The following is a 24,964-nucleotide window of genomic DNA, read 5'->3' as shown; positions in this document are numbered from 1 at the left end:
CGTCCAGTCTCCCGCCAGGTCACCCCAACCGGCTCGCACCTGTCAAGGCTACGACGCTGAAGCTCAGATGCAGCGCCGCAGCTCCGCCCCTAGGACTCGAACCTAGACCTAACAGCTCCAAAGGCTGTCGTGCTGCCATTACACCAAGGCGGATCGTGCCGGTATCGGCACCCGTAATAGTCTGCCAGATGACTGCGCCAACCTTCGCCGCCCGTTCCCATCTTCTGCGCCGCTCATCCACTACGAGACCCCAGAAACCGCGATAATGGTCGACATGAAGCAGCCTGACGAGGTCGACGAGATCCTCTCCCAGTGGACCGCGGCCCGCCCCGACCTGGACCTTGCACCCCTGGCGGTGTTCTCGCGCATGACCCGCATCGTGAAGCACCTCGACCGGGCGCGAGCGCACGCGTTCGAGCGCTCAGGCCTCGCTTCTTGGGAGTTCGACGTTCTGGCTGTGCTGCGTCGGAGTGGATCGCCATTCCGTCAGAGCCCGAAGATTCTGGTGCAGAAGACGATGGTGTCGAGCGGCACCATGACGAACCGCATCGATCGCCTGACGCAGCGCGGGCTTGTGCGGCGTCTCACCGACCCGAACGACGGGCGGGGCGTGCTGGTCGAGATGACCGACCAGGGCCAGACACTCGTCGACGCGGCGATCACTCGGCTCACCGATGCCGAGGAGCAGCTGCTGCGCGGCGTACCGCGTTCGGAACGCGAACGTCTCGCGACTCTGCTGCGCCGGCTCGCCCTCAGCGTCGATCGCTTCTCGGAGTTCACCGAAGACGCCGACGAAGCGCCGCAGCCGTGAGTCGCCCGCAGATGTGAGTCGCCCGCAGCCTTAAATAGCGCGCCGAGCAGATCTCCTACGCGAACGCCGAGAGACCGGTGATGTCGCGTCCGATGATGAGCGCTTGCACGGTCTCGGTGCCTTCGTAGGTGTGCAGAGCCTCGATGTCGGCGAAGTGACGGGCCACGCGATTCTCCAGCAGGATCCCGTTGCCTCCGAGCAAGTCGCGCGCGTTGCGTGCGAGATCCCGAGCAGTGCGGGTCGCGGTGTATTTCGCCATTGAGGCTGCTGGGCCGGTGAGTTCTTTCGCCTGTTCGCGTCGCGTGAGCCGCATGAGCAGCGTCTGCAGCGCAGTGAGCCCGCTGAGCATTTCAGTGAGTCGGTTCTGCACGATCTGCGAAGCCGCGAGTGGACGACCGAATTGCATGCGCTGCCGCGAGTAGTGCACGGCGGTCTCATAGACGGCGGTCGCATGGCCGAGCGCCGACCAGGCGACGCCCAGACGAGTGGCCTGCAGCACCCGCGCGGTGTCTGCGAAGCTGTTCGCGCCGGGCATCTTGGCGGAAGCCGGAACCCGCACGGCGTCGAGCTCGATGTGCGCCTGCCAGATGGCGCGCAAGGAGACCTTGCCCTCGATCGTAGTGCCCGTGTATCCCTCCGCGTCTTGCGGCACGAGGAAGCCCTGCACCTGACCGTCGTCACCTCGGGCCCACACGACGGAGATCTGCCCGACACTGCCTGATCCGATCCACTTCTTGTGCCCGTCGATGACGAATCCATCGCCGGCGTCGTCAGACACCGCACGTGCGCGAGTCTCGAGGCTGACCGAATCGGAGCCGTGCGTGGGTTCCGTGAGCGCGAAGGCCCCGAGTTCGTCTCCGCGAGCGAGCGATGCGAGCCAACGGTGCTGTTGTTCTTCGGAGCCGCACATCGCGATGGATCGCAGCGCGAGCGCCCCTTGCACCCCCACGATCGTGCCGACCGAGCCGTCGCCACGGCTCAACTCCATGGTCGTGAGGCAGGCGGCGAGCAGGCTCTGCTCCGGGAATCCGGGCACGTCGATGCCGTCGCGCAGCAGGTCGAGCTCACCGAGTCGCTTCGCAAGGTCGAGCGGATACTCAGCGCGATCCCAGTAGCCGTCGATGACGGGGCGTACTTCGTCTTGCACGAAGGTTCGGGCACGATCCCGATAGGCTAGATCATCGGCCGAAATATCGGCGAAGACACCGGCGAGGTCGGGATTGAGCGGCTCCCACAAGTCGTAGGCCGGCTCCTCCGTGCCGAGCCCGACGTGCCGCTTCTCGGATGTGCCCGTTGCCGATGAGTTCGCAACTGCGTTCGCCGCGTCAGCGTTCCTTGCCACTCTCGCTCCTTCGCCCGCGGGGTCGAGACCGTAGTCGAACCGACCCTGCTCCGTTCAGTGGATCCCTTCGTTACGGTTGCACACGCTAGTCACTGAAATATCGATGTACGAATGTTCGGAGCCTATCCTCCGAACGGGCGACGGGTGGTGGGCGCCGAGTCGTAGTCTCCCCACAATCGACGTCGCCTCACGGTCTGCATAAACGAGTGCTCATCAGTCCAGGAGCCCAGACAGCGCCAGGCCAACACAAGTCACTGGCTTCAAAGAACGCTCTGTGAACGCTCCAAACGAGGTGCTAGCATCAGTGCTATCACTCATGCACTGGAGGTGAGAATGATGTCATCGATCATGGTTCGCGGACTCGATGAGTCGGTCAAGCAACGCTTGGCTGAACAGGCAAAGGAACATGGCCGATCCATGGAGGCAGAAGTGCGTGACATTCTGACTCGTGCCGCTCATCGCCCTCATATCGGTCTCGCACTCATGCAAGCAGCCCAAGACATAGACGGAACCTGCGAGCTGCAAATTCCCGCGCGCACTGACATGGCACGGATAGTGAACTTCGAGTGATTGTTCTCGATACAAACGTGATCTCAGAGGTGTTCAAGCCACAACCGAACCCTCAGGTCGTTGCCTGGCTCGAAGCGCTCACTGGCGATGTGGCGATCACAACGATTACGTTCGCCGAGCTCCTGGCCGGTGTTCGTCGATTGCCGGACGGCCGCCGCAAATCGGCCCTCCTCACGAGCATCAACACGGCGCTGCAGTCGTATCGAGATACGAACGCGGTTCTGTCGTTCGATGATGCCGCCGCAGAGCACTATGCAGACATCGTTGTAGCCCGAGAACGTTCCGGCCTTCCCATCACGATGGCCGATGCACAGATCGCAGCGATCTGCCGCAGCCGCCGGGCGACCTGCGCAACCCGAAACGCAAAGGATTTCGTCGGCACCGGAATCGAATTGCTCAATCCGTGGATCCGTTGATCGACCTCTTCCTGACTCGATGACCTGACAGGATCCCTGGTATCCAGGCGGTTACTCGCCTCTTGCAGGCGCGTACCAACTATTCCAAGAGGGCAGATAATTCCAGCCAGCGCTCCTCGAGCGCGACGACCTCGTCCTCGAGCGCCGTGATCTTCTCCATCTCGAGGTTCAACCGCTGATAGTCGCTCTGATCGAGTTCGACCAGTCCGTCCCGACCCTTCACGATGTCGCCTTGCAATCGCTCCATCTTGCGTTCGACCGCGGCGAGTTCCTTCTCGGCAGCACGTCGTTCTGCACCCGAAAGCGTGTCTGCGGGTTCCGCGGTCGTCTGCGGCACCGCTGCGGCCCCGGAACCGGCAGCACCCGCTGCGCGAGGGGCTGCGGCCTGGTCATCCTCCGCCGCCCGTAGACGCAGATATTCGTCGACCCCGCCCGGCAGGTGCCGCAACCGCCGCGACAGGATCGCGTACTGCTGGTCCGTCACACGCTCGAGGAAGTACCGGTCGTGCGACACCACGATCAGCGTGCCGGGCCAAGAGTCGAGCAGATCTTCCATCGCGGCGAGCATGTCGGTGTCGAGGTCGTTGGTCGGCTCGTCGAGTATGAGGACGTTCGGCTGATCGAGCAGGATCAGCAGGAGCTGCAGCCGCCGTTTCTGCCCGCCAGACAGGTCTTTGACCGGCGTGGAGAGCTGCGCATTCGAGAAGCCCATGCGTTCGAGCAGTTGCCCCGGTGTGAGCTCTTGGGCTTTGGAACCCGACCCGACGGTGAAGCTCGTGCGCAGGCGTCCGATCACCACCCGCACAGGTTCGTGGAGATGCTCCTCCAATTCGTCGAGTCGCTGCGTCAGCGTCGCGACCTTCACGGTCTTGCCGCGCTTCACCTGTCCGCTTGTCGGCTCCACGTCTCCGGAGATGAGCCCGAGCAGCGTCGATTTGCCCGCGCCGTTCACTCCCAGGATGCCGGTGCGCTCGCCGGGAGCGAGCAGCCACTCGACGTCTTCCAGCACGACCCGCTCCGAGCCCGTCGTCGGGTCAGGGTACGTCACCCCGGCATCGAGCAGGTTCACAACCTCTTTCCCGAGACGCTGCACCGCCATCGACTGCAACGACACGCGGTCGCGAATCTCCGGGACGTCGGCGATGAGCGCGTTCGCCGCATCGATACGGAACTTCGGCTTCGAAGTGCGCGCCGGCGCCCCACGTCGCAACCATGCCAGCTCTTTGCGGGCGAGATTCTGTCGCTTCTGCTCGATCGTCGCGGCCTGACGGTCGCGCTCGACTCGTTGGAGGACGTATGCCGCGTAGCCGCCGTCGAAGGGTTCGACGATACGGTCGTGCACTTCCCAGGTCGTCGTGCACACCTCGTCGAGAAACCAGCGGTCGTGCGTCACCACGAGCAGCGCGCCTTGATTCGCCGGCCAGCGCCGCGCGAGGTGCCGCGCCAACCAGGCGATGCCTTCGACATCGAGGTGGTTGGTGGGCTCGTCGAGTGCGAGGATCTCCCAGTCCCCGATCAGCAGCCGCGCAAGGGCGACACGGCGGCGCTGACCTCCGGAGAGCGATTCGACCGGAGCGTCCCAGGGCAGGTCAGCGACCAACCCCGAGATGACGTCGCGGATGCGGACATCACTCGCCCATTCGTATTCGGGGCGGTCGCCGACGATCGCGTTGCCCACTGTCTCGCCGGCATCGAAGACATCGGCTTGGTCGAGCACTCCGATGCGTGTGCCGCTGCGTGCCGTCACTCGACCGCTGTCGGGCTCCCGTCGGCCTGCAAGCATCATGAGCAGACTCGACTTGCCGTCGCCGTTGCGCCCGACAATGCCGATGCGATCCCCCTCCGCGACGCCCAGCGTCACGGAGTCGAATACGACTTTGGTGGGGACTTCGAGGTGCAGGGCTTCGGCCCCGAGCAGATGCGCCATAGGCTCCCAGCCTATCCGGTCTACGCCTCACGACGGCCGCATCCACCGCTCGCGGGCGGCGAGCGGTGGATGCATGGCGGATGCGTCGTCCCGCGTCCGTACGATGACGTATCCGTACGATTGCGGGCGATCAGTGCCTACGCGTTCACCGTTCGCTCGGCCATCTCGACGACATTCTTGAGCAGCAGCGCTCGGGTCATCGGCCCGACTCCACCGGGGTTCGGCGACACCCAGCCCGCGACCTCTGCCACGCCCGGATCAACATCGCCGACCACGCGGCTCTTGCCTGTCTCAGCATCGACCTTGCGAGAGACGCCCACGTCGAGCACGATCGCACCCGGCTTCACGTTCTCGGCGCGCACGATCCCCTCGACACCGGCTGCGGCCACGATGACGTCGGCCCGACGCAGCTCAGCCCCGAGATCACTGGTGCCGGTGTGCGTGAGCGTCGCCGTTGCATTGACCGCTCGGCGAGTCAGCAGGGGGCCCATCGGGCGACCGACTGTCACACCGCGGCCGACGACCACGACGTGCTTGCCGGCCAGCGAGATTCCGTTGTGTTCGACCAGGTCGATGACTCCGCGCGGAGTACAGGGCAAGGGACTCGTGATTTCGGAGTTCGCGTTCAGCACGAGGCGTCCGAGATTCATCGGGTGCAGCCCATCTGCGTCCTTGTCAGGATCGATGAGTTCGAGCACGCGGTCGGTGTCGATGTGGTCGGGCAGCGGGAGCTGCACGATGTAGCCGGTGCACTCGGAGTTCTCGTTGAGCTCCTTGAGCACGGCCTCCACATCCTCCTGCGTCGCATCGGCGGGCAGATCGCGACGGATCGACGCGATGCCGACATCTGCGCAATCGCGATGCTTGCCGGCGACGTACCAGAGCGAGCCGGGGTCCTCTCCGACCAGCACCGTCGCAAGACCGGGGACGATGCCCTGTTCCGCGAGCGCGGCTACCCGCACCTTCAGATCAGCTTTGATGGAGGCGGCAGCCTTCGTGCCATCAAGAATCTCAGCTGCCATGGCTCACCACTCCTCGAGGCCGGGGTACAGCGGGAACGCCTCGGCGAGGGCGGTCACCCGAGCCTTGAGGCTTTCGAGGTCACCCGTCTGCTGCAAGGTCTGCGCGATGATGTCCGCGACCTCCGAGAATTCGGTGTCGCCGAAGCCGCGAGTCGCGAGTGCCGGGGTGCCGATGCGCAGACCGCTGGTCACCATCGGCGGGCGAGGATCGAACGGCACCGCGTTGCGGTTGACCGTAATGCCGACGGCGTGCAATGCATCCTCCGCCTGCTGACCGTCGAGCGTCGAGTGACGCAGGTCGGCAAGCACGAGGTGCACATCAGTTCCTCCGGTGAGCACGTCGACACCGGCCGCCCGAGAGGCTTCGGATGTCAGCGCCTCAGCGACCAGCTTCGCACCGGAGAGGGTGCGCTGCTGACGCCCGGCGAACTCCTCGGTCGCGGCAAGTTTGAATGCCGTGGCCTTCGCCGCGATGACATGCATGAGCGGGCCTCCCTGCTGCCCCGGGAAGACGTTCGAGTTGATCTTCTTCGAGAGCTCAGCGCCGTTCGTGAGGATGAAGCCGGAGCGGGGGCCGCCAATGGTCTTGTGCACGGTAGAGGAGACGACGTGGGCATGAGGAACCGGGTTCGGGTAGAGACCCGCCGCGACGAGACCCGCGAAGTGGGCCATATCGACCCAGAGCGTGGCGCCGACCTCATCTGCGATCTCGCGGAACTTCGCGAAATCCAGAGTCCGGGGGTAGGCCGACCAACCAGCGATGATGACCTTGGGCTTGTGCTCGAGCGCCTTCTGGCGCACCACCTCCATGTCGACCAGGAAGGTATCGGGGTCGACACCGTACGAGGCGACCTTGTACAGCTTGCCCGAGAAGTTCAGCTTCATGCCGTGCGTGAGGTGACCGCCGTGCGAAAGCTCGAGGCCGAGGATCGTGTCGCCCGGCTCGGCGATTGCCGAGAGCACAGCGGCGTTCGCCGAAGCACCCGAGTGAGGCTGCACATTCGCGAATGCGGCGCCGAAGAGGCTCTTCGCCCGTTCGCGCGCCAGGTCTTCGGCGATGTCGACGTACTCGCAGCCGCCGTAGTAGCGGCGACCGGGGTAGCCCTCGGCGTACTTGTTGGTGAGCACAGATCCCTGCGACTCGAGCACGGCGCGCGGAACGAAGTTCTCGCTGGCGATCATCTCGAGCGTGGAGCGCTGGCGGCCGAGCTCGTTCTTCAGCACCTCCGCGATCTCCGGATCGACGACCGCAAGTGGCTCGTTGAAGAACTCTGACTGGGTGGACATTCGATGCTCCTCTTTCTCGGTATCCGACAGGCTCAATGCCCGCGCGGAAAATGCTTCGGAAATCATTGACCCAGGCGAGCGGCCATTCCTCAGAAGAGTTGTCGTTCCCCGATGGTGTCCCATCTGTACGCCAGTCACGACGTTCTGAGCTTAGCAATTCACGTGGACGTGCGAAACGGTGAGTCCTCCATCGTTCTCGTGGAATTCTCACCAGAATCGCCGTCAGGTTCGCAGAACCCCGGCCGTGACTCAGCGGCTCCCGCGCGTGAGGCTGCCACAGGATCGCACGACCGCCGATCCACTACCCTTACTCGAGTGACTACAACGACTGCGAACCAGACTCCTCAGTGGGTGCTCACCCTGTCGTGCATCGACCAACCCGGCATCGTGCATGCGATCAGTGGAGCAGTGGTCTCCTCCGGAGGCAACATCGTCGAGAGTCAGCAGTTCGCGAGCCCCGACACCGGTCGGTTCTTCATGCGCCTGCAGGTAGAGGTGGCGACGACCGATACGGCCTCGGGCCCGGAGAATTTCGGCTCCCGTTTCTCCCGCACCCTTGAGACGGTGACCGCGCAGTACGACATGACCTGGCGGCTCGACGAGGCCGGGCGTCCGGTCCGTACGCTCCTGCTCGCGTCGACTGCGACGCACTGCGTCAACGACCTGCTCTACCATCAGCGCGGCGGCCAGCTGCCGATCGAGGTGCCGCTCGTGCTGTCGAACCACGAGACGGTTCGTGACATCGCGGAGTTCTACGGCGTCGACTTCGAGCACCGACCGATCGCGAACACCGACGACCGAGCGGCGTTTGAAGCGCGCGTGCTCGCAGCCGTCGATGAACTCGACATCGAGCTCGTCGTGCTGGCGCGCTACATGCAGATCCTCTCCCCCGAACTCTGCGAGGCGCTCGCGGGCAAGGCGATCAATATCCACCATTCCTTCCTGCCCGGCTTCAAGGGAGCGAACCCCTACCGGCAGGCGCATCAGCGCGGCGTGAAACTCATCGGCGCCACCGCCCACTTCGTCACCACGGACCTCGATGAGGGGCCGATCATCGAGCAGGATGTCGCTCGCGTCGATCACTCCCTGTCACCCCGCCAGCTCGTGCAGCTCGGACAGGATGAGGAGGCGCGCACGCTGCGTCGCGCCGTGGGCTGGTTCGCCGAGAATCGGATTCTCGCCGACGGCGATCGCACGATCATCTTCGACTGACGGGCGGCGGGTCTTCGGGCCCCGATGCCTCGAGCGGGCCGCTACCGCAGATGCTCGACGTCTCCCGCCGAGACGACGAGATCACGAGCGCCTTGTTCGGGCTCGCCGCCTCCGTGGTCGTACCGTTCGACGACGAGCGAGCCGTCGTGAGCAAGCTCACGGGCGAACCCATCGACGACCTCGCCTCCGGGCAGATGCACGCGAACACGGCACCCGAGCGTCGCCGAATCAGCACGCACGCGATCTCGAACCGCTGCGGGGTTCGTGCGCGCCAGTGAGATGAGCTCGCGCAACGCTTCGGCATAGGCTGCCAGCACTCGATCGGTGAGCTCCGCCCCCGCGGGTTCGGCCAGCGTGCGAGCACCGAGCGTGTCAGCGCCCGCCGCAAGCAGTGAAGAGGCCCGTTCGGTCGGCAGGTCCCGCTCTTCGATGAGCAGATTGATGCCGGTGCCGACAATCACGGACCCATCCCCCAAGAGTTCGCAGAGGATCCCGCACAGTTTTCTTCCTGGACGCCCGGTCGCGGTGTCCGCAGCGTCGCGCACATGCACATCGTTGGGCCACTTCACTTTGACGGTGCGGGCCCCGACCAGCCCCGCTCCGTTCGTACGTTCAACTGCTCCGGCGTCGAACGACGGCTGCAGCGCCTCCGCAATCGCCGATCCCGCGATGAGCGGCAACCAGCCGGGCCCGAGCCCCCGCACCACGTGCTCCACCCCGGCGCTCCGCAACAGCACCGAGGCTGCGATGGAAGTGTCCGGGGGCGTCACCCAGCCGCGTCCAGCGCGCCCGCGACCCGCGGTCTGATTCGTGGTTGCGAGCATCGCGCCGTGAGGCAGCTCCTGCCCGCCTCGCACGATGAGATCGCGGAGTTCCGCATTCGTCGATGGCGTGCTCTCCCTCCAGAGGAGTGCGGGCAGCAGGGCACGGGTGCGCGGCAGTTCCATGGCCGTGAGCCTATCGGGCCGAGTTCGGTCGAATGACCGTGTCCACGTTCTGATTGCTCCGGCATACAGCTGTGCTGCTGGTGCGGGAACTCGTGATTCAGCTCATCAGCACCTTCGTAGAGTTCCACGAAGGAATCTCGGCTTCCTTTGGAGGAGTCCTGCGGCGAACCACGTCGATCCCGCGCTAGGCTGACAGGCGTGACTGCAGAGAACGCACCCCAGCGAGAGGACCTCGCCACGACGGCCGGCCGAGTCGCGGACCACCGTCGCAAGTACCAGCAGGCGGTCGGAGACCGAGACGCCGCGGCCGCTACGAAACAGCATCCGCGTGGCAAGTTGACGGCGCGGGAACGTATCGCCGAGCTGCTCGATGCGGGCACCTTCGTCGAGTTCGACAAGTACGTGCGGCATCGCAGCCACGGCTTCGGCATGGAAGAGAACCGACCGTTCGGCGACTCGGTCGTCACCGGTGCCGGAATGATCCATGGCCGCCAGGTCGTCGTCTACTCCCAGGACTTCACCACCTTCGGCGGCTCGCTCGGCGAGGTGGCGGGCGAGAAGATCGTGAAGGCCATGGAGTACGCCCTCAAGACAGGCGCTCCGATGCTCGGCATCCTGGATTCGGGCGGCGCTCGTATTCAGGAGGGTGTCGTCGCGCTCTCGAACTACGCCAAGATCTTCCGCCTGAACACGATGTGCTCGGGAGTGATCCCTCAGATCTCGATTGTCATGGGCCCCTCGGCCGGCGGAGCGGTGTACTCTCCGGCACTCACCGACTTCGTGATCATGGTCGACCAGACCAGCCATATGTTCGTGACCGGCCCCGACGTCATTAAGACGGTGACCGGTGAGGAGGTGGGCTTCGAGGAACTCGGTGGCGCGCTCACTCACAATCAGACGAGCGGTGTATCGCACTACCTCGCGAGTGATGAGCACGACGCACTCGACTACGCCCGCGCACTCATCAGCTTCCTCCCCGACAACAACCTCGCGGAGGCTCCGGTCTACGACAGCGACGCGGCCCTCGAGATCACCGATACTGACCGCAAGCTCAACAGCATCATTCCCGACAGCCCGAATCAGCCGTACGACATGCAAGTCGTGATCGAGACCATCCTCGATTCCGGTGACTTCCTCGAGGTGCAACCGCTGTTCGCTCCGAACATGCTCATCGGCTTCGGCCGGGTCGAAGGTCGCACGGTGGGCATCATCGCGAACCAGCCGGCGCAGATGGCGGGAACGCTCAACATCGATGCGAGCGAGAAGGCTGCACGCTTCGTTCGATTCTGCGATTCGTTCTCGATCCCGATCCTCACCCTCGTCGACGTGCCCGGTTACCTGCCCGGCACCGACCAGGAGTTCCAGGGCGTCATCCGTCGTGGTGCGAAGCTGCTCTACGCGTATGCCGAGGCGACCGTGCCACTCGTGACGATCATCACCCGCAAAGCGTACGGCGGGGCGTACATCGTCATGGGATCGAAGCAGATGGGTGCCGACTTCAACATCGCCTGGCCCACCGCCGAGATCGCGGTGATGGGCGGCGCCGGCGCCGTCAATATCTTGTATCGCAAGGAGCTCAAGGCTGCTGAGCAGGCCGGGCAAGACGTGGAGGCGCTGCGTGCTGAGCTCACGGCGAAGTACACGGCCGACGTCACCTCTCCGTTCCTCGCTGCTGAGCGCGGCGAGCTCGACAATGTGCTTGAGCCCGCGGGTACACGCCTCGCGGTGATCAAGTCGCTGCGCGGGCTGCGCAGCAAGCGAACCGAGCAGCCGGCCAAGAAACACGGGAATATCCCGCTCTAGATCGGGACGACAACCGAGACGGAGATTGACGTGAACACGACCTCTTTGCCCCCCGATGCTTCGGCGCGTGATGCTGCGCGCCGCGAGGAGCAGGGCGATTCGAATCCCGCGGTCACCGGTGACGACTTCCGTTTCGTCACCCGTGGTGTGAGCGATGAGGAGCGCGCGGCCGTCATCGCGGTGCTCACTCGGGTGCGCGAGGAGGAAACGCATCAGGTCAAGCGGATCGAGCGACGCGACCGCGAGCCCTGGGCCCGGTCGCAGCGCGTTCCCGAAGGCATCAACGATCTGCTGATCGAGCCGTAGCCTCGGCCGCAGGCATGACGGAATCACAGGGGCGCGCACGGCACGATCTCATCCGCGTGCTCGAGACCGGCGAGGCGTTCGGTATTCCACCGCAGGGTCCGCCATCCGACCTTCCCCTGCGACGCTCGGCAGTGCTCATCCTCTTCGGGGCGCTCGACGAGCTTCCCGCCGGAGGTTCGGGCGATCCCGCCGCGCCGCACGTGGCACGGGAGCTCGATGTGCTGCTCACTCGGCGTGCGACGGGCATGCGGCACCACGCGGGCGAGATCGCGTTTCCGGGTGGCGGCGAGGAGCCGTCCGACGGCGGCGACCCGGTGCGCACAGCGTTGCGCGAGGCCGCGGAGGAAACTGGCCTCGATGAGAGCGGGGTGGAGGTGCTCGGAATGCTTCCGCCGATCACGATTCCCGTGAGCAACAATATCGTGACCCCGGTCGTGGGGTGGTGGCGTCTGCCGAGCGAGGTGGCCGCCGATCATACCGAGTCCGTCGATGTCTTCCGCGCCCCGGTGTCAGAGCTGCTTGCTCCCACTGCCAGGGGCACGTCGGTGCTGAGCCGAGGCCCGCATACCTACCGAGGGCCCGCCTTCCGGCTCGGTGATCACCTGGGCGGGCACCTCGTGTGGGGCTTTACAGGAACGCTGCTCGCCACCCTCTTCGATCGTCTCGGCTGGGCGGTCGAGTGGGATCGCGGACGTCTCTTCCATCTCAGCCGCTGAGGGTCCGGCAGTCGAGCCCCAGCAGCTGAGGCCGACCGTCGGGCCGGGTCAGCCGAAGCGACGACGCATCTTGATGTGTCGCTGCTGCATCATGCCCTGCAGCCCTTCAGTCCCGAGCTCGCGGCCGAAACCAGACATCTTCCATCCGCCGAAGGGAGCCTGCAACTCGGAGACATCGTTGACATTGACCCCGACGCCGCCGGCATGGATTCGCTCAGCGATGCCCCAGGCTCGGTCGAGATCGTTGCCGTACACGTAGGCGGCGAGACCGTAGTCGCCTCGGTTCGCGAGTTCTGCCACGTCGTCGTTCCGTCCGAAACGGTGCACGGCGACGAGCGGACCGAAGCTCTCCTCATGCATCACCAGCGCATCTGCGGGAACTTCGTCGAGCACCGTGGGTTCGAAGAACAGCGAGGGGTCGAGCCTCCCGTCGACTTCGGCAGCCTTGCCGCCCGCGCGCACGACTGCTCCCTGCGCCACCGCTTCGTCAATGTGACGACGGGCCTTCTCGATGACCGCAGAAGTGGTGACGGGGCCACCCGTGATCCCGGCCTCGATGCCGTGGCCGATCCTGATCGCCCGTGCCTCGGCCGCCACCGCCTCGGTGAACGCATCCGCCACCCGCTCATCGACCAAGATTCGATTGACCGCGATACAGATCTGACCAGCATTCGAGAAAGAGCGGCGGGCGGCGGCGGCGGCAGCCTCCGCGATGTCCGCGTCGTCGAGCACGATGAAGGGTGAGTGCCCGCCGAGTTCGAGGGTGACCCGCTTCATCGTCGCGGCTGCCGAACGCATGATCGCTTGGCCGGTCGCAGTCGACGCCGTCGCGGTGATCGCGTCGATACGCGGGTGCTCCGAGAGCCGAGAACCGGCTTCGAAAGCGCCAGGCAGATCGGAGAGCACGCCCTCGGGCAGGCCGGCATCGAGGAAGCAGCGCACGAACTCGGCGACGGCGAGCGGCGTCTCGATCGGCGGCTTCACGATCACGGCGTTGCCTGCGGCGAGCGCCGGCCCCACCTTCCAGGCGTACAGGTCTACCGGGTAGTTCCACGGAACGATCGCGCCGACGACTCCGAGCGGTTCCCAGGTGACGAGCGAGCGGATATCGGGGCGGGCGCTCGGGCGGATGGAGCCGGATACCCGACGTCCCTCCTCCGCGTAGTAGCGGATCACCTGAGCCCCGAAGGCGATTTCCTTCTTGCTGTCTGGGACGGTCTTTCCCTGTTCACGGGTGAGCAGCTCGGCGATGGCGTCGATGCGCTCGTCGACGAGCGCCGCGGCGCGGTTCAGGATCGTCGCACGCTCATCGGCCGGCATCTTCGACCAGCGTGTGAAGCCAGCTCGGGCCGCGACCACGGCGCGATCCACGTCGTCGGCTCCCGCGACGGCGCTCACACCGACGATCTTTCCTGTCGCCGGGTCCCGGACCTCGATGGTGTCGCCGGAGATCGCGGGCAGCCATTCGCCTCCGATGCAGAGCCCCCGTTCGACGGCGCTCATCACTTCACCTCCGGAGCCGAGAACTCGCGCGAACGCAACCGGCGCCAGAGCTCCGCGTAGTTGCGGTCGTTCTGCTGGTGCGCGAACTTCGTGCGGTTCGAGTTCGTATTGATCATGATCATCGGCTCTACACCGCGCTCGACGAGCGCCGCCGATGTCGAGGCGTTGATCGCGTGACCGACGGCAACCGCGATCGACGTCGACGTCGGGCCGACCGGGTGCTCAAGACCTTCGATGAACTGCGACGCGTCTTCGAGCGGGATGCCGGTGTCGATGACGACATCGGCGATCTCGTAGAGGCGCTTTCCGCAGGAGTGGCGGCTCTCGACGCGGGACGAGTGTGGCACGGAGGTCACCGCGATGACCTTCAGCCCGCGCTCCTTGAACTCCACTGCCATGTCGAGGATCACGGCGTTGATGCCCGAGTGCGAGAAGAGGATCAGCGCGTCCCCCTCCTTGATCTGGTGCGAGCGCAGAATCGCGTTGCCGTAGCCTTCACGGGTATGGAGGAAACGATACTGCGCGGTTCCCTGGTCGCCGAGTACGTGGTGCATCAGCGCGATTGAGCTCTCGACGATCGGTCGGAAGCCGGTCACCCCGCCGGTGCGAGGGAACATCTCGAGCGCTGCGAAGCCGCCGTGCCCGGTACCGAAAGTGAAAACCAGCCCGTCACCTGCGATTGTGTCCGCGCAGATCTCAGCGGCCTCCTTGATGGCTTGATCCTGAGTGTCTCGCACCTTCGCAAGCTTGGCGATGACGTCATCGAAGTATCCAGTAGCGATGCTCATGGGGTTCCTTCCTGTATTCAGTGTCTGTGGTCGGTGTCGTGCACGGTGGGCGCAGCGGCTACTGCGCCGCCAGCGCCTCGAGGCCGGCGCGCAGCAGGTCGAGCTCGGCCTCACGGCGCGGCTCGGTGTCGAGTTTCGAGAAATCGCTCCCGCTCACACTCGCCAAGCAGAGTGAAGCCGCGGCGATCCCTCGCGCTCGGGCAACGATAAAGACCGCACTGGTCTCCATATCGGTGCCCACGATGCCCTGGGCATCCCGCTCGGCGACGAGTTCCGCCTGACCTGCAGGAGCGTCGCGCAGCATCATCTCCGTGTAGAAGCCGTCTGCCGTGGCGTAGATGCCGCTGCGCACGGGCCGACCAGTCGCACGCGCAGCCTCTTCGGCTCGCGCCGTGAGAGCGAAATCGGGCACGGCCGGGTATTCGAGGGGCAGGTAGCTCTCGGAGGTGCCCTCGCCGCGGGTCGCGCCGTGTGCAACGACCAGGTCGCCGAGTGCGCTCGGCCCTGCGGTCATCACGGTTCCGAGTCGCAGCACTCGCTTCACGCCGATGTAGGCGAGCTCGTCAACCACAACGGCGGCGATGGGGGCGCCCATACCGAACGCGCTGACGGTGATACGGCGTCCGCGGTAGGTGCCGGTCGCGGTGGTGAGCCCGCGGTCTTCGTTCAGCAGCTCGGCGTTTTCGAGCAGCTCGGTGGCGAGCAGCACCCGGCCTCGATCGCCGACGATGATGGCGTCTTCACCGACCTGATCAGGGGTGCAGTGCAGGTACCAGGCCTCTCTCGGCGTTGTCATGACTTCCTCTTCTCGTTGTACATTCGTGTGTGGTCTGGTCGTGCCCGGGCCGGCATCGGTGGGCACTCGGTTGACATGGGTTTCAGGGTTCAGTCGGGCAGGCGCGCGGCAAGCATCTCGGCCGTCGCTTCCGAGGCACGGTGGAGGTATCGAAGCATCTCATCGGGTTCCGGATCGGGCCTGGCGGCGAGCAGCGCGGCGAGCGTGCCTGAAAACGTGTCGCCGGCTCCTGTGGTGTCGACACCGGTGACCGGGTGGGCCGGTACCTCGCCGATACGTTCGAGCACGCCGTTGTCACTGACGCGATGGAGCACTGCGCCGCGCGATCCACGGGTCACGATGATGTACGCGCCCGGAGCAGCCGAGGCGACGATCCCATCGAGATAGCTCTGTTCTCCATCGCTGAGGGTGACCACATTCGCCCGCCCACCGAGTGCAGCAGCGAGCTCATCGGTGAGCGATGAGGGGTCTTGCTTGATCACCCAGAGCACCGCGCACGAACCCGGGATCGCATCGAGCAGCTCCCTGGTTGCGCGCTCGGGTCCGATCGTGACGACGGCCAGGTCAGCACCGGACAGCAGTTCGCGTTGTCTCTCATCGAGCTCACCGTGGCAATCGGCCGCGTCGAAGAGACAGATGGTTCCCTGCCCGTCGGGATACAGGAGGTGGGAACTCGGACTGCGCGTGCCACGCCGCGCAACGCCTACGATCTCGACTCCATCGGCCTCGACCGCGTGCAGCCAGGCTGTGCCTTCAGGGTCCGGGCCGACCCAGGAGAGCGCTGCGACGCGCACCGCGTCGCCGGCCTCCCTGCTCGCGGCCCGGGTGACGTGGGCGATGCCTCCGGAGCGCGGCCACTCCTCGGCACGGTCGCGCACGAGAGTCGTCGCGTCGTGCCCTTCGAAGGGCGCAAGCCGCATGGCATAGTCGATGCTCGCGTATCCGCTCACGATGAGTGTCGGCAGCCGATTGGTCACAGCATCTCCTCCGCCTCGGCGAGGGTCACGACCCGGCCGAAGTAGCGGTCGATGTCTTCGAGGCTGGCCTCGGCAAGGTGCGGGCGATTGGAGTTGGTCGCTTCGCGGGGCACAATCGTCTCGAATCCACCGGCGAAGGCATCCTGCACCGTGGCACGGATGCAGACGTTCGTCTTCACACCGGCGACGATGACCCGGTCGATGCCCTGCTCGCGGAGCACGAGATCGAGATCGGTTGCGTAGAAGGCCGAGTACCGTCGCTTCGGCACAACGATCTCGCGCACCCGACCCGCAGGCTCGAAACCCGGGAAGAAGTCGGCATCCCGCTCCCCCGCCTGGTGGTGTCTCGGGAGCTTCGCGAACTCGAAGTCGTCGAGCCCGCGATAGTGCCGCTCGACCGCGTGCACGACCAGCGCGTCGCGAGCCCGAGCGGCGTCGCGCAATCGCTCGAGGGCCGGCAGCGTCTGCTCGACCTCCGGGTAGTAGTTCGGCTGGCCGGCTTCGTAGAAGGAGTTGATCACGTCGACGAGCAGCAGAGCGGTCGACGTGGAGGTGCGGTCGTTCATGTCATTCTCCATGCGTTCAGGCGGTCACTCGGGTCTGGCGGCGCAGCGACCGGATTCCGGTCCAAGCAAGCACTGCGACTACGGCGATGTACGGGAGCGTCTGGATCAGGTCGGACGGAAAGCCGCCACTCGTCTGCAAACGCACTTGGAGCGCGTCGAAGAACGAGAACAGCAGACAGGCGAGCGCCGTCGGCAGCGGCTTCGAACGTCCGAAGTAGAAGGCTGCGAGCGCGACGAAGCCGCGCCCGGCGATCATGTTCTCGTTGAACAGCCCGCTCACACCGAGTGCGAGTGCAACGCCGCCGAGCCCTGCGAGCAGGCCCGCCAGCATACCGGCAGTGTCTCGGAGCCCCAGGGTCCGCACGCCGAGCGACGCGGTGGCGTGCTCATTGACTCCGGTTGCACGGGTGCGGATGCCCCAAGACGTATTGGCGAGAGCCCATGCGAGGAAGGGGATCAGGAGCACGGAGAACCAGAACAGGACGTCCTTGCCGCTCAGGATCGCGCCGAGTACGGGAATGTCTTCGATCACAGGGATCGCGATGCGTGGGATACGCGGCTGCTCGGGGAATCGCAGCGTGCCGGAGACCTGGAACAGGGTACGCAGCAGGAAGCCCACGATGCCTAACGCGACGATGTTGAAACCGAGTCCGACGATGATCTCGTTCGCCGCGAGGCGCGTGATCACCAGGCTCATCACCAGCCCTGCGATCGCACCGGCGACCGCCCCCGCGAGTACTCCGACGAACCAGTTCCCCGATCCGGCGCTCGCGAGGATGCCCACGAAGGCTCCCACGAGCATCTGACCTTCAAGTCCGATATTCACGACTCCCGCACGCCGGTGGATTGCTCCGCCGAGGGCCGCGAGCACCAGCGGCACCGCGAGCAGCAGCGTCGAGTTGATGATGCTGTCGATCATGCTCCGGCCTCCTGTCGTCGTGCGCGGGCGGTCGCCGCGCGTCGACGCAGTCTCGGGATCGCGAACTGCGCGACCGCGAGCATCATGACGGTGCCCTGGAGAATATCGATGAGCTGGATCGGAATGTTGACGAAGAGCTGCACGGTCGCCCCTGCTGCGGCCAGTGCGCCGAAGGCGACCGATCCGACCACGATGCCGACGGGGTTGAAGCGCGCGAGCAGTGCGATCGCGATTCCGGTGAATCCGAAGTTCGCTGAGAATCCGACCGAGAAGCGGTGCACGACGCCGAGTGCGTGGACGGCGCCACCGATACCGCCGATCGCACCGGCTGCGAGCATCGCGGAGACGAGTACGGTGCGGACCCGCATTCCCTGCGCGACCGAGAACCTGGGAGCACGTCCAACCGCGTCGAATTCGAATCCGAGCTGACTACGGCGAGTCCAGACCGCGTAGATCGCGATGAGTGCGATCGCGATGATGAACCCGATGCTGAGCTGGCCCGGTGAAGCGAGGAGCGGCAGCTCAGCCGACTCGGCAACGTAGGCGGTGGCGGAGTTCGCCTGCCCCGGGGCGAGGAAGAACGATTGGACGAGCCATGCCGTGAGGCCAGTCACGATGAAGTTGAACATCAGTGTCGACACGACCTCGTCGACGCCGAGCCAGGCGCGGAGCAGGGCAGGCACAAGCGCTACGAGCATTCCCGCGAGCATTCCCGCGGTGAGACAGGCGATGATCGCAAGCACCGGCGGCAGCCCTCCGACCTGCGCTCCGACGACCGCAGCCGCGAGACCTGCGAAGGCGAAGCTGCCTTCGACCCCGACGTTGAAGACGCCGGCGCGAAACGCTACCGCCGCTGCGAGTCCGGTGAACAGCAGCGGAGTAGACGCGGTGAGCGTCGCGTTCAGACGAGCGGAGTCGCCGAAGGCCTCCTGTACAAGCATGCCGTAGATGCGCATCGGGTTCTCACCCCCGAGCAGCAGAGCGAGCGCACCGATGACCAGTGCGATCACCACGGGCACCGCGATGTGCCAGACCGAGCTGCCGATCTTCGTCCATGACACACCCCGCTGCACCGGTACCGGCACGTAACTCGTGTTCGCCCCGGTGTCAGGAGTCTCCTGCATCGTCATTCCGCACCTCCGTTCCGGCCGCTACTGCCGCGCGTTCCGCCGTCGGTTGCGCCGTCCACGGCGTCTTCGCCCGCAGCGTCAGGAACGTGAGCGACGGGTTCGTCATCGGTCGATCCGAGCATGAGCTTTCCGAGCGTCACGCGATCCGCGTCGCGTCCGAGTTCTCCGACGACACGGCCCTGATGCAGCACGACCACCCGATCTGAAAGCGCTTGGATCTCGTCGAGCTCTTCACTGAACAGTACGACCGCGCTTCCCGCGTCGCGGGCATCGCGGAGTTGTTCATGGATGAAGCCGATACCGCGGATGTCGACACCGCGCGTCGGTTGACTCGCGATGAGTACTGCCGGCCGCTCCCGGAGTTCACGGGCGATGACCACGCGCTGCTGATTGCCTCCGGAAAGGCTCGAGATCGGATCCTTCTCGTTACCGAACCGCACCTTGCCCGAGTCGAGCACGCCGGCAACCGCGGCTTTGACCCGCGATGAGAGCAGCCAGCCGAACCGAGACAGAGCGCCGAGCGCAGGAGTGGCGACCGCGTTCTCCGCGATGGAGAGATCGAGAGCGAGCCCCTCGTTCTTCCGGTCCGCGCTGACGTAAGCGATGCCCGCCCGACGGCGAGCACGAACCGACGGCCGAGTCAATCGTTCGCCGCCGAGGCGCACGTCACCGCGATCGGGTTTCCGCAGCCCGATGAGTGTCTCCGCAAGCTCATCCTGCCCATTGCCCGACACCGCGGCGATCCCGAGAATCTCGCCCTCGCGCACCGCGATGTCGACTCCCGAGAGTCGCTCGACGCCGCGATCATCACTCGCCGCGAGATCCGAGCATTCGAAGACCACCTTGCCGGGGTCGCCGACCCGTGGAGAGTCGACAGGCATCGGATCGCCGCCCATGATGAGGCGGGCAAGTATTTCGACGGAGGCCTCGGAGCTCGGGATGGCGGGTTGAGTCTCGCCAGCACGCAGCACAGTGATCTCATCGGCGACGCGCATCACTTCACCCAGCTTGTGGCTGATGAACACGACGGTCTTGCCGTCGTCGACAAGCCGTCGCAGCAGATCGAGCAGTTGGGCGGCCTGCGCCGGCGCCAGCACGGCCGTGGGCTCGTCGAGAATCAGCAGGTCGGCACCACGGCCGATCAGCCGCAGAATCTCGACCTGCTGCTGGATCGCGATGGGCGCATGCGCAGCCTGCAGATCCCAGTCGATCGCGGTGCCGACGGAGTCGGCGAGCCGTGCGGCCTCCTCGCGCGCTGCTGGCCAATCGATGCGGCCGGCGCGCGTCGGTTCGCCGCCGAGCACGAGATTCTCGAGCAGCGTCAGCTCGGGAACGATTGCGAGCTCCTGCTGCACGAGACCGATCCCGCGCCGAATTGCGTCGCGAGGACTCGCGAATCGCACTTCCTCGCCATCGACCAGAATCTCGCCCGAATCGGGACGGTCCAGCCCGTAGAGCATCTTCATGAGCGTGCTCTTGCCGGCACCGTTCTCACCGATCACGGCGAGAACGGTGCCGCGATGCGCGACCAGCGACACATCGCGGTTCGCTCTCACCGGTCCGAAGGATCGCGCGATCCTTCGAGCCTCGATCCGCGGCGGGGCCGCCGCGATGTCTTCTGTCACCATTGCGCTATCGAATCCGGTCCGTTTTGGGGTCAGCTGCCTTCGTAGAAGTCGGGGTAGCCGTCGGTGACGACGTTCCAGACTTCGATATCACCGTCGATGATGCCCTGACGCAGCTCGTCGAGCTTGTCGAGCGTCTCCTGCGGGATCGCATCCTTGGTGTGCTCTAACTCGGTGAGTCCGACCGCATCCTCAGCGAGTCCGAAGGTGGTCGTCTCTCCGCCGGGGAAGGTGCCTTCTGCATAGTCGCCGACGATGGATTCAACGGCGAGGTCAGTGCGCTTGAGCACGCTCGTGAGCACCGTTCCCGGAGCGACATCGTCCTGATTGTCATCGACGCCGATGGCGTAGCGGTTCTCTTCTTCAGCCGCCTGGATGACACCTGCGCCCGTGCCTCCTGCAACCGAGTAGACGATGTCGGCACCGCGCTCGAACATCGACTGGGCGAGCTGCTGCCCCTTCGCGGGGTCGGCGAAGTCGTTCGAGTAGGCGGTCAGCACCTCGACATCGGGATCGGTGTCTTTCGCACCCTGGATGAAGCCCACCAAGAACTTGTCGATGCCGACGCCAGAGGTGCCGCCGATGACCCCGATCACCTTGTCTTCGTTGATACGGGGATCATCGGTTTCCGAGGTCTGCATGGCGGCGAGCGCACCTGCGAGATAGGAGCCTTCCTGCTCCTGGAAGAGCACCGAGGCGACGTTGTCTCCCTCCGCCTCGGCATTGAAGATCACCCAGTCGCTCTCCGGGAAGTCGGACGCTACCGATCCGATGACCTCATTGTGCGAGAATTCGAGATCGACGACGAGATCGATGCCCGACTGGCCTGCCCGGCGCAGCAATTGCTCGCCCTGGCCCACGACATCATCTGACTCGATCGTGCTGCCCTCGAGACCTGTTGACTCGAGCGCGCGCTCGAATCCGGTATTCGCGAGGTCGTTGTACGACTGGTCTCCCAGACCGCCCTGGGCGATCACGAGAGCGGCCCGACCGTCGCTGCCTTCCTCGCTGCCGCCGTCAGTCGCGCCGCCCGAGCACGCCGTCAGGGCGAGGATCGTAGCCGCCGCCGGTACGAGCACCATTGCCCGGTTTCGTTTCATGGGTTCCTCCGTTAGGTAGATGGTTGAGAGTGACTCGGTAGAGGTACTGGGTGCCGAGGTAGCGTGCACGCACATGCTCGATCAGCTGGCCCGAGGTATCGCGGGAGTGGCGATCGACCTCGATCAGGGCGGTGCCGGGCTCCACGCCGAGCTGCTCGGCTTCCTCGGTGACGGCGTTGATCGCTCGCAACGTCTCCTCTCCCTCGGCGAGAGTGAGTCCGGCGTCACGAAGCGCGCCGTAGAACGAGAAGGCGGGGTCAGCGGCGCCCTGCTCGTCAATGCCTGCCTTAGCGGCCACGTACTCGGGAAGAATGAGTCTCTGCAGGCCGACCGGGGTCCCGCCGACCGTGCGCAGACGCTCAAGCACAACCACGCCGAGGTCGTCAGGAAAGGGCGTGGTCGGGCGACCGGCCGCGCCGGGTGGGTAGACGGCGTAGTCGAGCAATGCACTGCCGGGTGCGAGACCGAGACTCTGGATGTGGTCGCTGAAGCTCGAAAGCTCGGGAAGGCGACGCTCCATGGGGCGGGATCGCACGAAGGTGCCCTTGCCGCGGCGACGCGAAACGAGGCCACGGTCGACGAGCAATTCGAAGGCTTTGAGCACGGTCGCCCGCGAGAGGTTGTTCTCAGCAGCGAGGGTGGGCTCGCTCGGAAGCTGCGTGCCCGGCTCGAGACCCTGCTCGACGACATACTCCTCGAGGGCATTCGCCAACTGCATGTACAGCGGCTGAGCCCCTCGGGCCGGGTCGAGCTCAAATCGCACCTTGGTCTCCGCTCTGAAACTTATCCGGTTGTCCGGTCAAGTATGCGCATTAGACGGTTGGAATGCAAGAACACGCCGAGAAATCACCCCAGCAAGCCTGACTCGGGCCGAATCGACCTACCCGCCGATGAGCTCGCGATGGGTTGAGATCGCTTGCTGATCACTGAACGACGAGACATAGTCAAGCAGCGCTCGCGAGCGTCCTTGCCGCCGCAGGCCTCGCTCGTCCTGCCCATCCGGAACGGCTTCCGGGCGCTTCCGCCGCAGCGCGAAGAGCGCCTCGGTGGCTTCCTCTTCCCACTCGAGCAACCGCCGTGGTGCGCGATCCGCATCGATCGGATCCGCTAACCACTCGTCGAACGCGAGTACGAGATCTTCGACCACCCTCGCCTGGCCGCGTTGAGACTGGGCGAGCGCCGGGCTCTCGAGCACGAAGCGCGCGTGCACGAATTTGAGTACCATGACCTCATGCCAGGCCTGGCGATCGAGTCGCACGTAGCCGCTGCGCAAATGCGGGTTGCGCTCGACTACGATCGAGGTGCGCAGGTGCTCGATCCATCGGCGTGTGAACCCCGATACCGCCCGCTCGCTGTCGAGGCCTCCGTCATACGGGGTGGCCAGCACTTCCGAGAGCTCAGCGTCCACGCGCCGCACCGCCGCCTCGAAAGCATCACGGTCGGCGATCCACCCGTCCTTCAATCTGGCCCGCCGCCACAGCGCCTCGAGTGCGTGCCCCGGTGTGCGCAGCGTGCCTCCGCTCCCGGTGAGCCGTTCGTCAGGCAGTCGTGAGAGCTCCGCAGACTTCGTCAACCAGGCGCGGAACTCGCCCGAGACCGCAGCGTGCTGCAGCACACCGGCCCGCGTGAAGTCGTCGAGGTCGTGCACCGCGTAGGCAATGTCGTCAGCGAGATCCATGACCGCGCACTCGATCGTCTGCATGCCGGGTCCGAGCCTCGGGAACGCTGAGAGCGCCTCCTCCATCTCATCGATCTCGAGCCCGTACACCGAGAACTTCTCGGCGCCGGCCGTGAGATCGGCACCGACGCCCCGCGGCCGTTCCGTCACGGGCCGGTCATTCTCACTGACTCCGACCCATTCCGTCCGCGTCCACGGGTACTTCAGTGTCGCGGCCCGGCTGGCAGCGGTCAGGTTCAGTCCCGGGAACTCACGGCCGAGCGTGTCGAGATGGGTGAGGATCCGGAAGCTCTGGGCGTTCCCTTCGAATCCCTCGAGAAGCCCCAGTCTCCCGCGCGCGACACGGTCGAGTACTCGCTCTCCCAGGTGCCCGAACGGCGGGTGCCCGAGATCATGCGCGTGCGCCGCGGCCTGTGCGACGACGGTGTCGCAGCCGCCGAGTTCGGTGACGATCCGGCCGACCTCGTCGTCGTCGCCGGACCCTGCGACATGCTCACGGTGACTGGCCGCATGGCCCGCGAGCTGCGCCGCGATCACACGCGCGACCGCGCTCACTTTCAACGAGTGCGTGAGCCGGTTGTGCATGACCGGCCCGACACCACTCTGCGGCACGACCTGAGTCACCTCCGACAACCGCGCGAAGTATGAGGAGAAGCGGATCCGTTCGAGATCGATCCGGTACTCCGGCGTCTCCTCCCCTGCGCCGAGCGGCAATTCCCCTTGCGTCTCAGCGGCAGACGCGGCGCCCCGCGCCCGATGCTGCGACGACACTCGCTCGACATGGCGCCGCCCCGCGCGCCCCGCTCCGTGCTTCGATGCCTCCATGCACCCCATTCAAGCAGTCGCGGGCTGGAGCGGCGACGACTACCCTGAGGACATGGATGGGGAAGCTATGCGCGCAGCAGCAGAAGACACGGAAGTCACGGGCAATCGATCCACGAGCACACGGGCCCAAACACAGCAGGCAGAGAACGGCAATGGGACTCGCGCGGGGAATATCCCGGCGCTTGAACGGGCGACGGGCCGTTCTTGGGAGCAATGGCTCGAGATCTTCACCGCGCAGAATGCGAAGGAACAGGATCACGCGACGATTGCGCGCATCGCACGGGCCGAGATGCCAGACGATCTGCACAACCCCGATTGGTGGGCGCAGGGAACAGCGATCGCCTACGAGCAGCATGCGGGTCTGCGCGTACCAGGTCAGTCGTCCGACGGCACCTTCCGTGTGAGCGCGAGCCGCACACTCCCGCTCGATCGCGACGCAGCGCTCGCTGCCTGGGTCGATGCGCACGGCGACCGGAGCGAGCATCTCGGCCATGCATCTGGCGAGGTTCGCACGTCGCGAACCGACAAGCGGAGCTTTTGGCGTTGCAGCCTCGACGGCGCCGGCCGAATCGAAGTCGCGACCGTAGAGAAGGATTCGGATCGGGCGACGATCACCGTGGGGCAGGAAGGTCTTCCCACAGGCGAACGGATCGAGGAGTGGCGCACGCACTGGAAAACACTGCTGGCCGCGCTGTAGC

24 protein-coding genes, 1 tRNA gene and 1 riboswitch are annotated in these 24,964 nt (G+C 65.5%); of the genes, 8 read left to right on the top strand and 17 right to left on the bottom strand.

Annotation, left to right across the window (positions count from 1 at the left end):
- Positions 1-81: 81 nt before the first annotated feature.
- Positions 82-153 (bottom strand) — tRNA-Gln (locus tag ACUYV6_RS08440).
- 121 nt (positions 154-274) lie between these two features.
- On the opposite strand from ACUYV6_RS08440, the gene ACUYV6_RS08435 reads away from it, so the two are divergent.
- Positions 275-811 (top strand): MarR family winged helix-turn-helix transcriptional regulator, encoded by a 537-nt coding sequence (locus ACUYV6_RS08435; protein ID WP_449278211.1) that lies wholly within the window; start codon positions 275-277, stop codon positions 809-811.
- 55 nt (positions 812-866) lie between these two features.
- On the opposite strand, the gene ACUYV6_RS08430 is transcribed toward ACUYV6_RS08435, so the two are convergent.
- Positions 867-2,048: an acyl-CoA dehydrogenase family protein gene (locus ACUYV6_RS08430; protein ID WP_449278239.1), complete on the bottom strand. Its 1,182-nt coding sequence runs from the start codon at positions 2,046-2,048 to the stop codon at positions 867-869.
- A 438-nt stretch (positions 2,049-2,486) separates the two neighbouring features.
- On the opposite strand from ACUYV6_RS08430, the gene ACUYV6_RS08425 reads away from it, so the two are divergent.
- Positions 2,487-2,723 carry a FitA-like ribbon-helix-helix domain-containing protein gene (locus tag ACUYV6_RS08425; protein WP_449278210.1) on the top strand — a complete coding sequence of 79 codons (237 nt, stop codon included), beginning with the start codon at positions 2,487-2,489 and terminating at the stop codon, positions 2,721-2,723.
- Positions 2,720-3,139: a PIN domain-containing protein gene (locus ACUYV6_RS08420; protein ID WP_449278209.1), complete on the top strand. Its 420-nt coding sequence runs from the start codon at positions 2,720-2,722 to the stop codon at positions 3,137-3,139. The genes ACUYV6_RS08425 and ACUYV6_RS08420 overlap by 4 nt, the downstream gene beginning before the upstream one ends.
- A gap of 79 nt (positions 3,140-3,218) precedes the next feature.
- Here ACUYV6_RS08420 and ACUYV6_RS08415 read toward each other — a convergent pair whose 3' ends face one another.
- From ACUYV6_RS08415 to glyA, 3 genes are all read right to left on the bottom strand, one after another.
- A complete protein-coding gene (locus ACUYV6_RS08415) occupies positions 3,219-5,066 on the bottom strand; it encodes an ABC-F family ATP-binding cassette domain-containing protein (RefSeq protein ID WP_449278208.1) in 1,848 nt (615 codons plus the stop codon).
- A gap of 137 nt (positions 5,067-5,203) precedes the next feature.
- The gene (locus tag ACUYV6_RS08410; protein ID WP_449278207.1) at positions 5,204-6,088 is read right to left on the bottom strand and encodes a bifunctional methylenetetrahydrofolate dehydrogenase/methenyltetrahydrofolate cyclohydrolase; all 885 of its coding nucleotides are present in this window, start codon (positions 6,086-6,088) and stop codon (positions 5,204-5,206) included.
- A 3-nt stretch (positions 6,089-6,091) separates the two neighbouring features.
- Positions 6,092-7,375 carry a serine hydroxymethyltransferase gene (gene glyA / locus ACUYV6_RS08405; protein ID WP_449278206.1) on the bottom strand — a complete coding sequence of 428 codons (1,284 nt, stop codon included), beginning with the start codon at positions 7,373-7,375 and terminating at the stop codon, positions 6,092-6,094.
- 61 nt (positions 7,376-7,436) lie between these two features.
- Positions 7,437-7,523, bottom strand: a riboswitch (ZMP/ZTP riboswitch).
- Positions 7,524-7,690: 167 nt separating this feature from the next.
- Between glyA and purU the strand changes: the two genes are divergently transcribed.
- Positions 7,691-8,587, top strand: coding sequence for a formyltetrahydrofolate deformylase (purU, locus tag ACUYV6_RS08400; RefSeq protein ID WP_449278205.1), 897 nt, complete (start codon positions 7,691-7,693; stop codon positions 8,585-8,587).
- A gap of 41 nt (positions 8,588-8,628) precedes the next feature.
- Here the strand turns inward: purU and ACUYV6_RS08395 are convergent, their stop codons facing one another.
- Entirely contained in the window at positions 8,629-9,534 is a 906-nt protein-coding gene (locus tag ACUYV6_RS08395) for a biotin--[acetyl-CoA-carboxylase] ligase (protein WP_449278204.1), read from the bottom strand.
- A 198-nt stretch (positions 9,535-9,732) separates the two neighbouring features.
- On the opposite strand from ACUYV6_RS08395, the gene ACUYV6_RS08390 reads away from it, so the two are divergent.
- From ACUYV6_RS08390 to ACUYV6_RS08380, 3 genes are read left to right on the top strand one after another with little or no spacing between them, the layout of a single operon-like run.
- Positions 9,733-11,337, top strand: a complete 1,605-nt coding sequence (locus ACUYV6_RS08390) for an acyl-CoA carboxylase subunit beta (RefSeq protein ID WP_449278203.1) — start codon at positions 9,733-9,735, stop codon at positions 11,335-11,337.
- Positions 11,338-11,367: 30 nt separating this feature from the next.
- A complete protein-coding gene (locus ACUYV6_RS08385; protein ID WP_449278202.1) occupies positions 11,368-11,643 on the top strand; it encodes a hypothetical protein in 276 nt (91 codons plus the stop codon).
- Positions 11,644-11,657: 14 nt separating this feature from the next.
- Positions 11,658-12,359 carry an NUDIX hydrolase gene (locus ACUYV6_RS08380; protein WP_449278201.1) on the top strand — a complete coding sequence of 234 codons (702 nt, stop codon included), beginning with the start codon at positions 11,658-11,660 and terminating at the stop codon, positions 12,357-12,359.
- 48 nt (positions 12,360-12,407) lie between these two features.
- Here ACUYV6_RS08380 and ACUYV6_RS08375 read toward each other — a convergent pair whose 3' ends face one another.
- From ACUYV6_RS08375 to ACUYV6_RS08325, 11 genes are all read right to left on the bottom strand, one after another.
- A complete protein-coding gene (locus ACUYV6_RS08375; protein ID WP_449278200.1) occupies positions 12,408-13,862 on the bottom strand; it encodes an aldehyde dehydrogenase family protein in 1,455 nt (484 codons plus the stop codon).
- Positions 13,862-14,650, bottom strand: a complete 789-nt coding sequence (locus tag ACUYV6_RS08370) for a sugar isomerase domain-containing protein (protein ID WP_449278199.1) — start codon at positions 14,648-14,650, stop codon at positions 13,862-13,864. Before ACUYV6_RS08370 ends, ACUYV6_RS08375 begins: the two co-directional genes overlap by 1 nt.
- 58 nt (positions 14,651-14,708) lie before the next feature.
- Positions 14,709-15,446 carry a phosphorylase family protein gene (locus ACUYV6_RS08365; RefSeq protein WP_449278198.1) on the bottom strand — a complete coding sequence of 246 codons (738 nt, stop codon included), beginning with the start codon at positions 15,444-15,446 and terminating at the stop codon, positions 14,709-14,711.
- A gap of 89 nt (positions 15,447-15,535) precedes the next feature.
- Positions 15,536-16,423: a carbohydrate kinase family protein gene (locus ACUYV6_RS08360; RefSeq protein WP_449278197.1), complete on the bottom strand. Its 888-nt coding sequence runs from the start codon at positions 16,421-16,423 to the stop codon at positions 15,536-15,538.
- Positions 16,420-16,989 carry a cysteine hydrolase family protein gene (locus ACUYV6_RS08355; protein WP_449278196.1) on the bottom strand — a complete coding sequence of 190 codons (570 nt, stop codon included), beginning with the start codon at positions 16,987-16,989 and terminating at the stop codon, positions 16,420-16,422. The genes ACUYV6_RS08360 and ACUYV6_RS08355 overlap by 4 nt, the downstream gene beginning before the upstream one ends.
- A gap of 16 nt (positions 16,990-17,005) precedes the next feature.
- Positions 17,006-17,908, bottom strand: a complete 903-nt coding sequence (locus ACUYV6_RS08350; RefSeq protein WP_449278195.1) for an ABC transporter permease — start codon at positions 17,906-17,908, stop codon at positions 17,006-17,008.
- Positions 17,905-19,038, bottom strand: a complete 1,134-nt coding sequence (locus ACUYV6_RS08345) for an ABC transporter permease (protein ID WP_449278194.1) — start codon at positions 19,036-19,038, stop codon at positions 17,905-17,907. The genes ACUYV6_RS08350 and ACUYV6_RS08345 overlap by 4 nt, the downstream gene beginning before the upstream one ends.
- Complete coding sequence (locus ACUYV6_RS08340; protein ID WP_449278193.1) at positions 19,035-20,666, bottom strand: ABC transporter ATP-binding protein; 1,632 nt, start codon at positions 20,664-20,666, stop codon at positions 19,035-19,037. Before ACUYV6_RS08340 ends, ACUYV6_RS08345 begins: the two co-directional genes overlap by 4 nt.
- Positions 20,667-20,695: 29 nt before the next feature.
- A complete protein-coding gene (locus ACUYV6_RS08335; protein ID WP_449278192.1) occupies positions 20,696-21,763 on the bottom strand; it encodes a BMP family lipoprotein in 1,068 nt (355 codons plus the stop codon).
- Positions 21,681-22,526 carry a GntR family transcriptional regulator gene (locus ACUYV6_RS08330; protein ID WP_449278191.1) on the bottom strand — a complete coding sequence of 282 codons (846 nt, stop codon included), beginning with the start codon at positions 22,524-22,526 and terminating at the stop codon, positions 21,681-21,683. The genes ACUYV6_RS08335 and ACUYV6_RS08330 overlap by 83 nt, the downstream gene beginning before the upstream one ends.
- 117 nt (positions 22,527-22,643) lie before the next feature.
- Positions 22,644-24,266: a deoxyguanosinetriphosphate triphosphohydrolase family protein gene (locus tag ACUYV6_RS08325; protein ID WP_449278190.1), complete on the bottom strand. Its 1,623-nt coding sequence runs from the start codon at positions 24,264-24,266 to the stop codon at positions 22,644-22,646.
- Between ACUYV6_RS08325 and ACUYV6_RS08320 the strand changes: the two genes are divergently transcribed.
- Positions 24,265-24,963 (top strand): hypothetical protein, encoded by a 699-nt coding sequence (locus ACUYV6_RS08320; protein WP_449278189.1) that lies wholly within the window; start codon positions 24,265-24,267, stop codon positions 24,961-24,963. The two genes, ACUYV6_RS08325 and ACUYV6_RS08320, sit on opposite strands and share 2 nt — an antisense overlap.
- Position 24,964 lies beyond the last annotated feature (1 nt).

It is taken from the genome of Leucobacter sp. GX24907, from assembly GCF_053567335.1.
The sequence above is the reverse complement of the archived record's forward strand: the minus strand, read 5'-3'. Positions and strand labels throughout refer to the sequence as shown.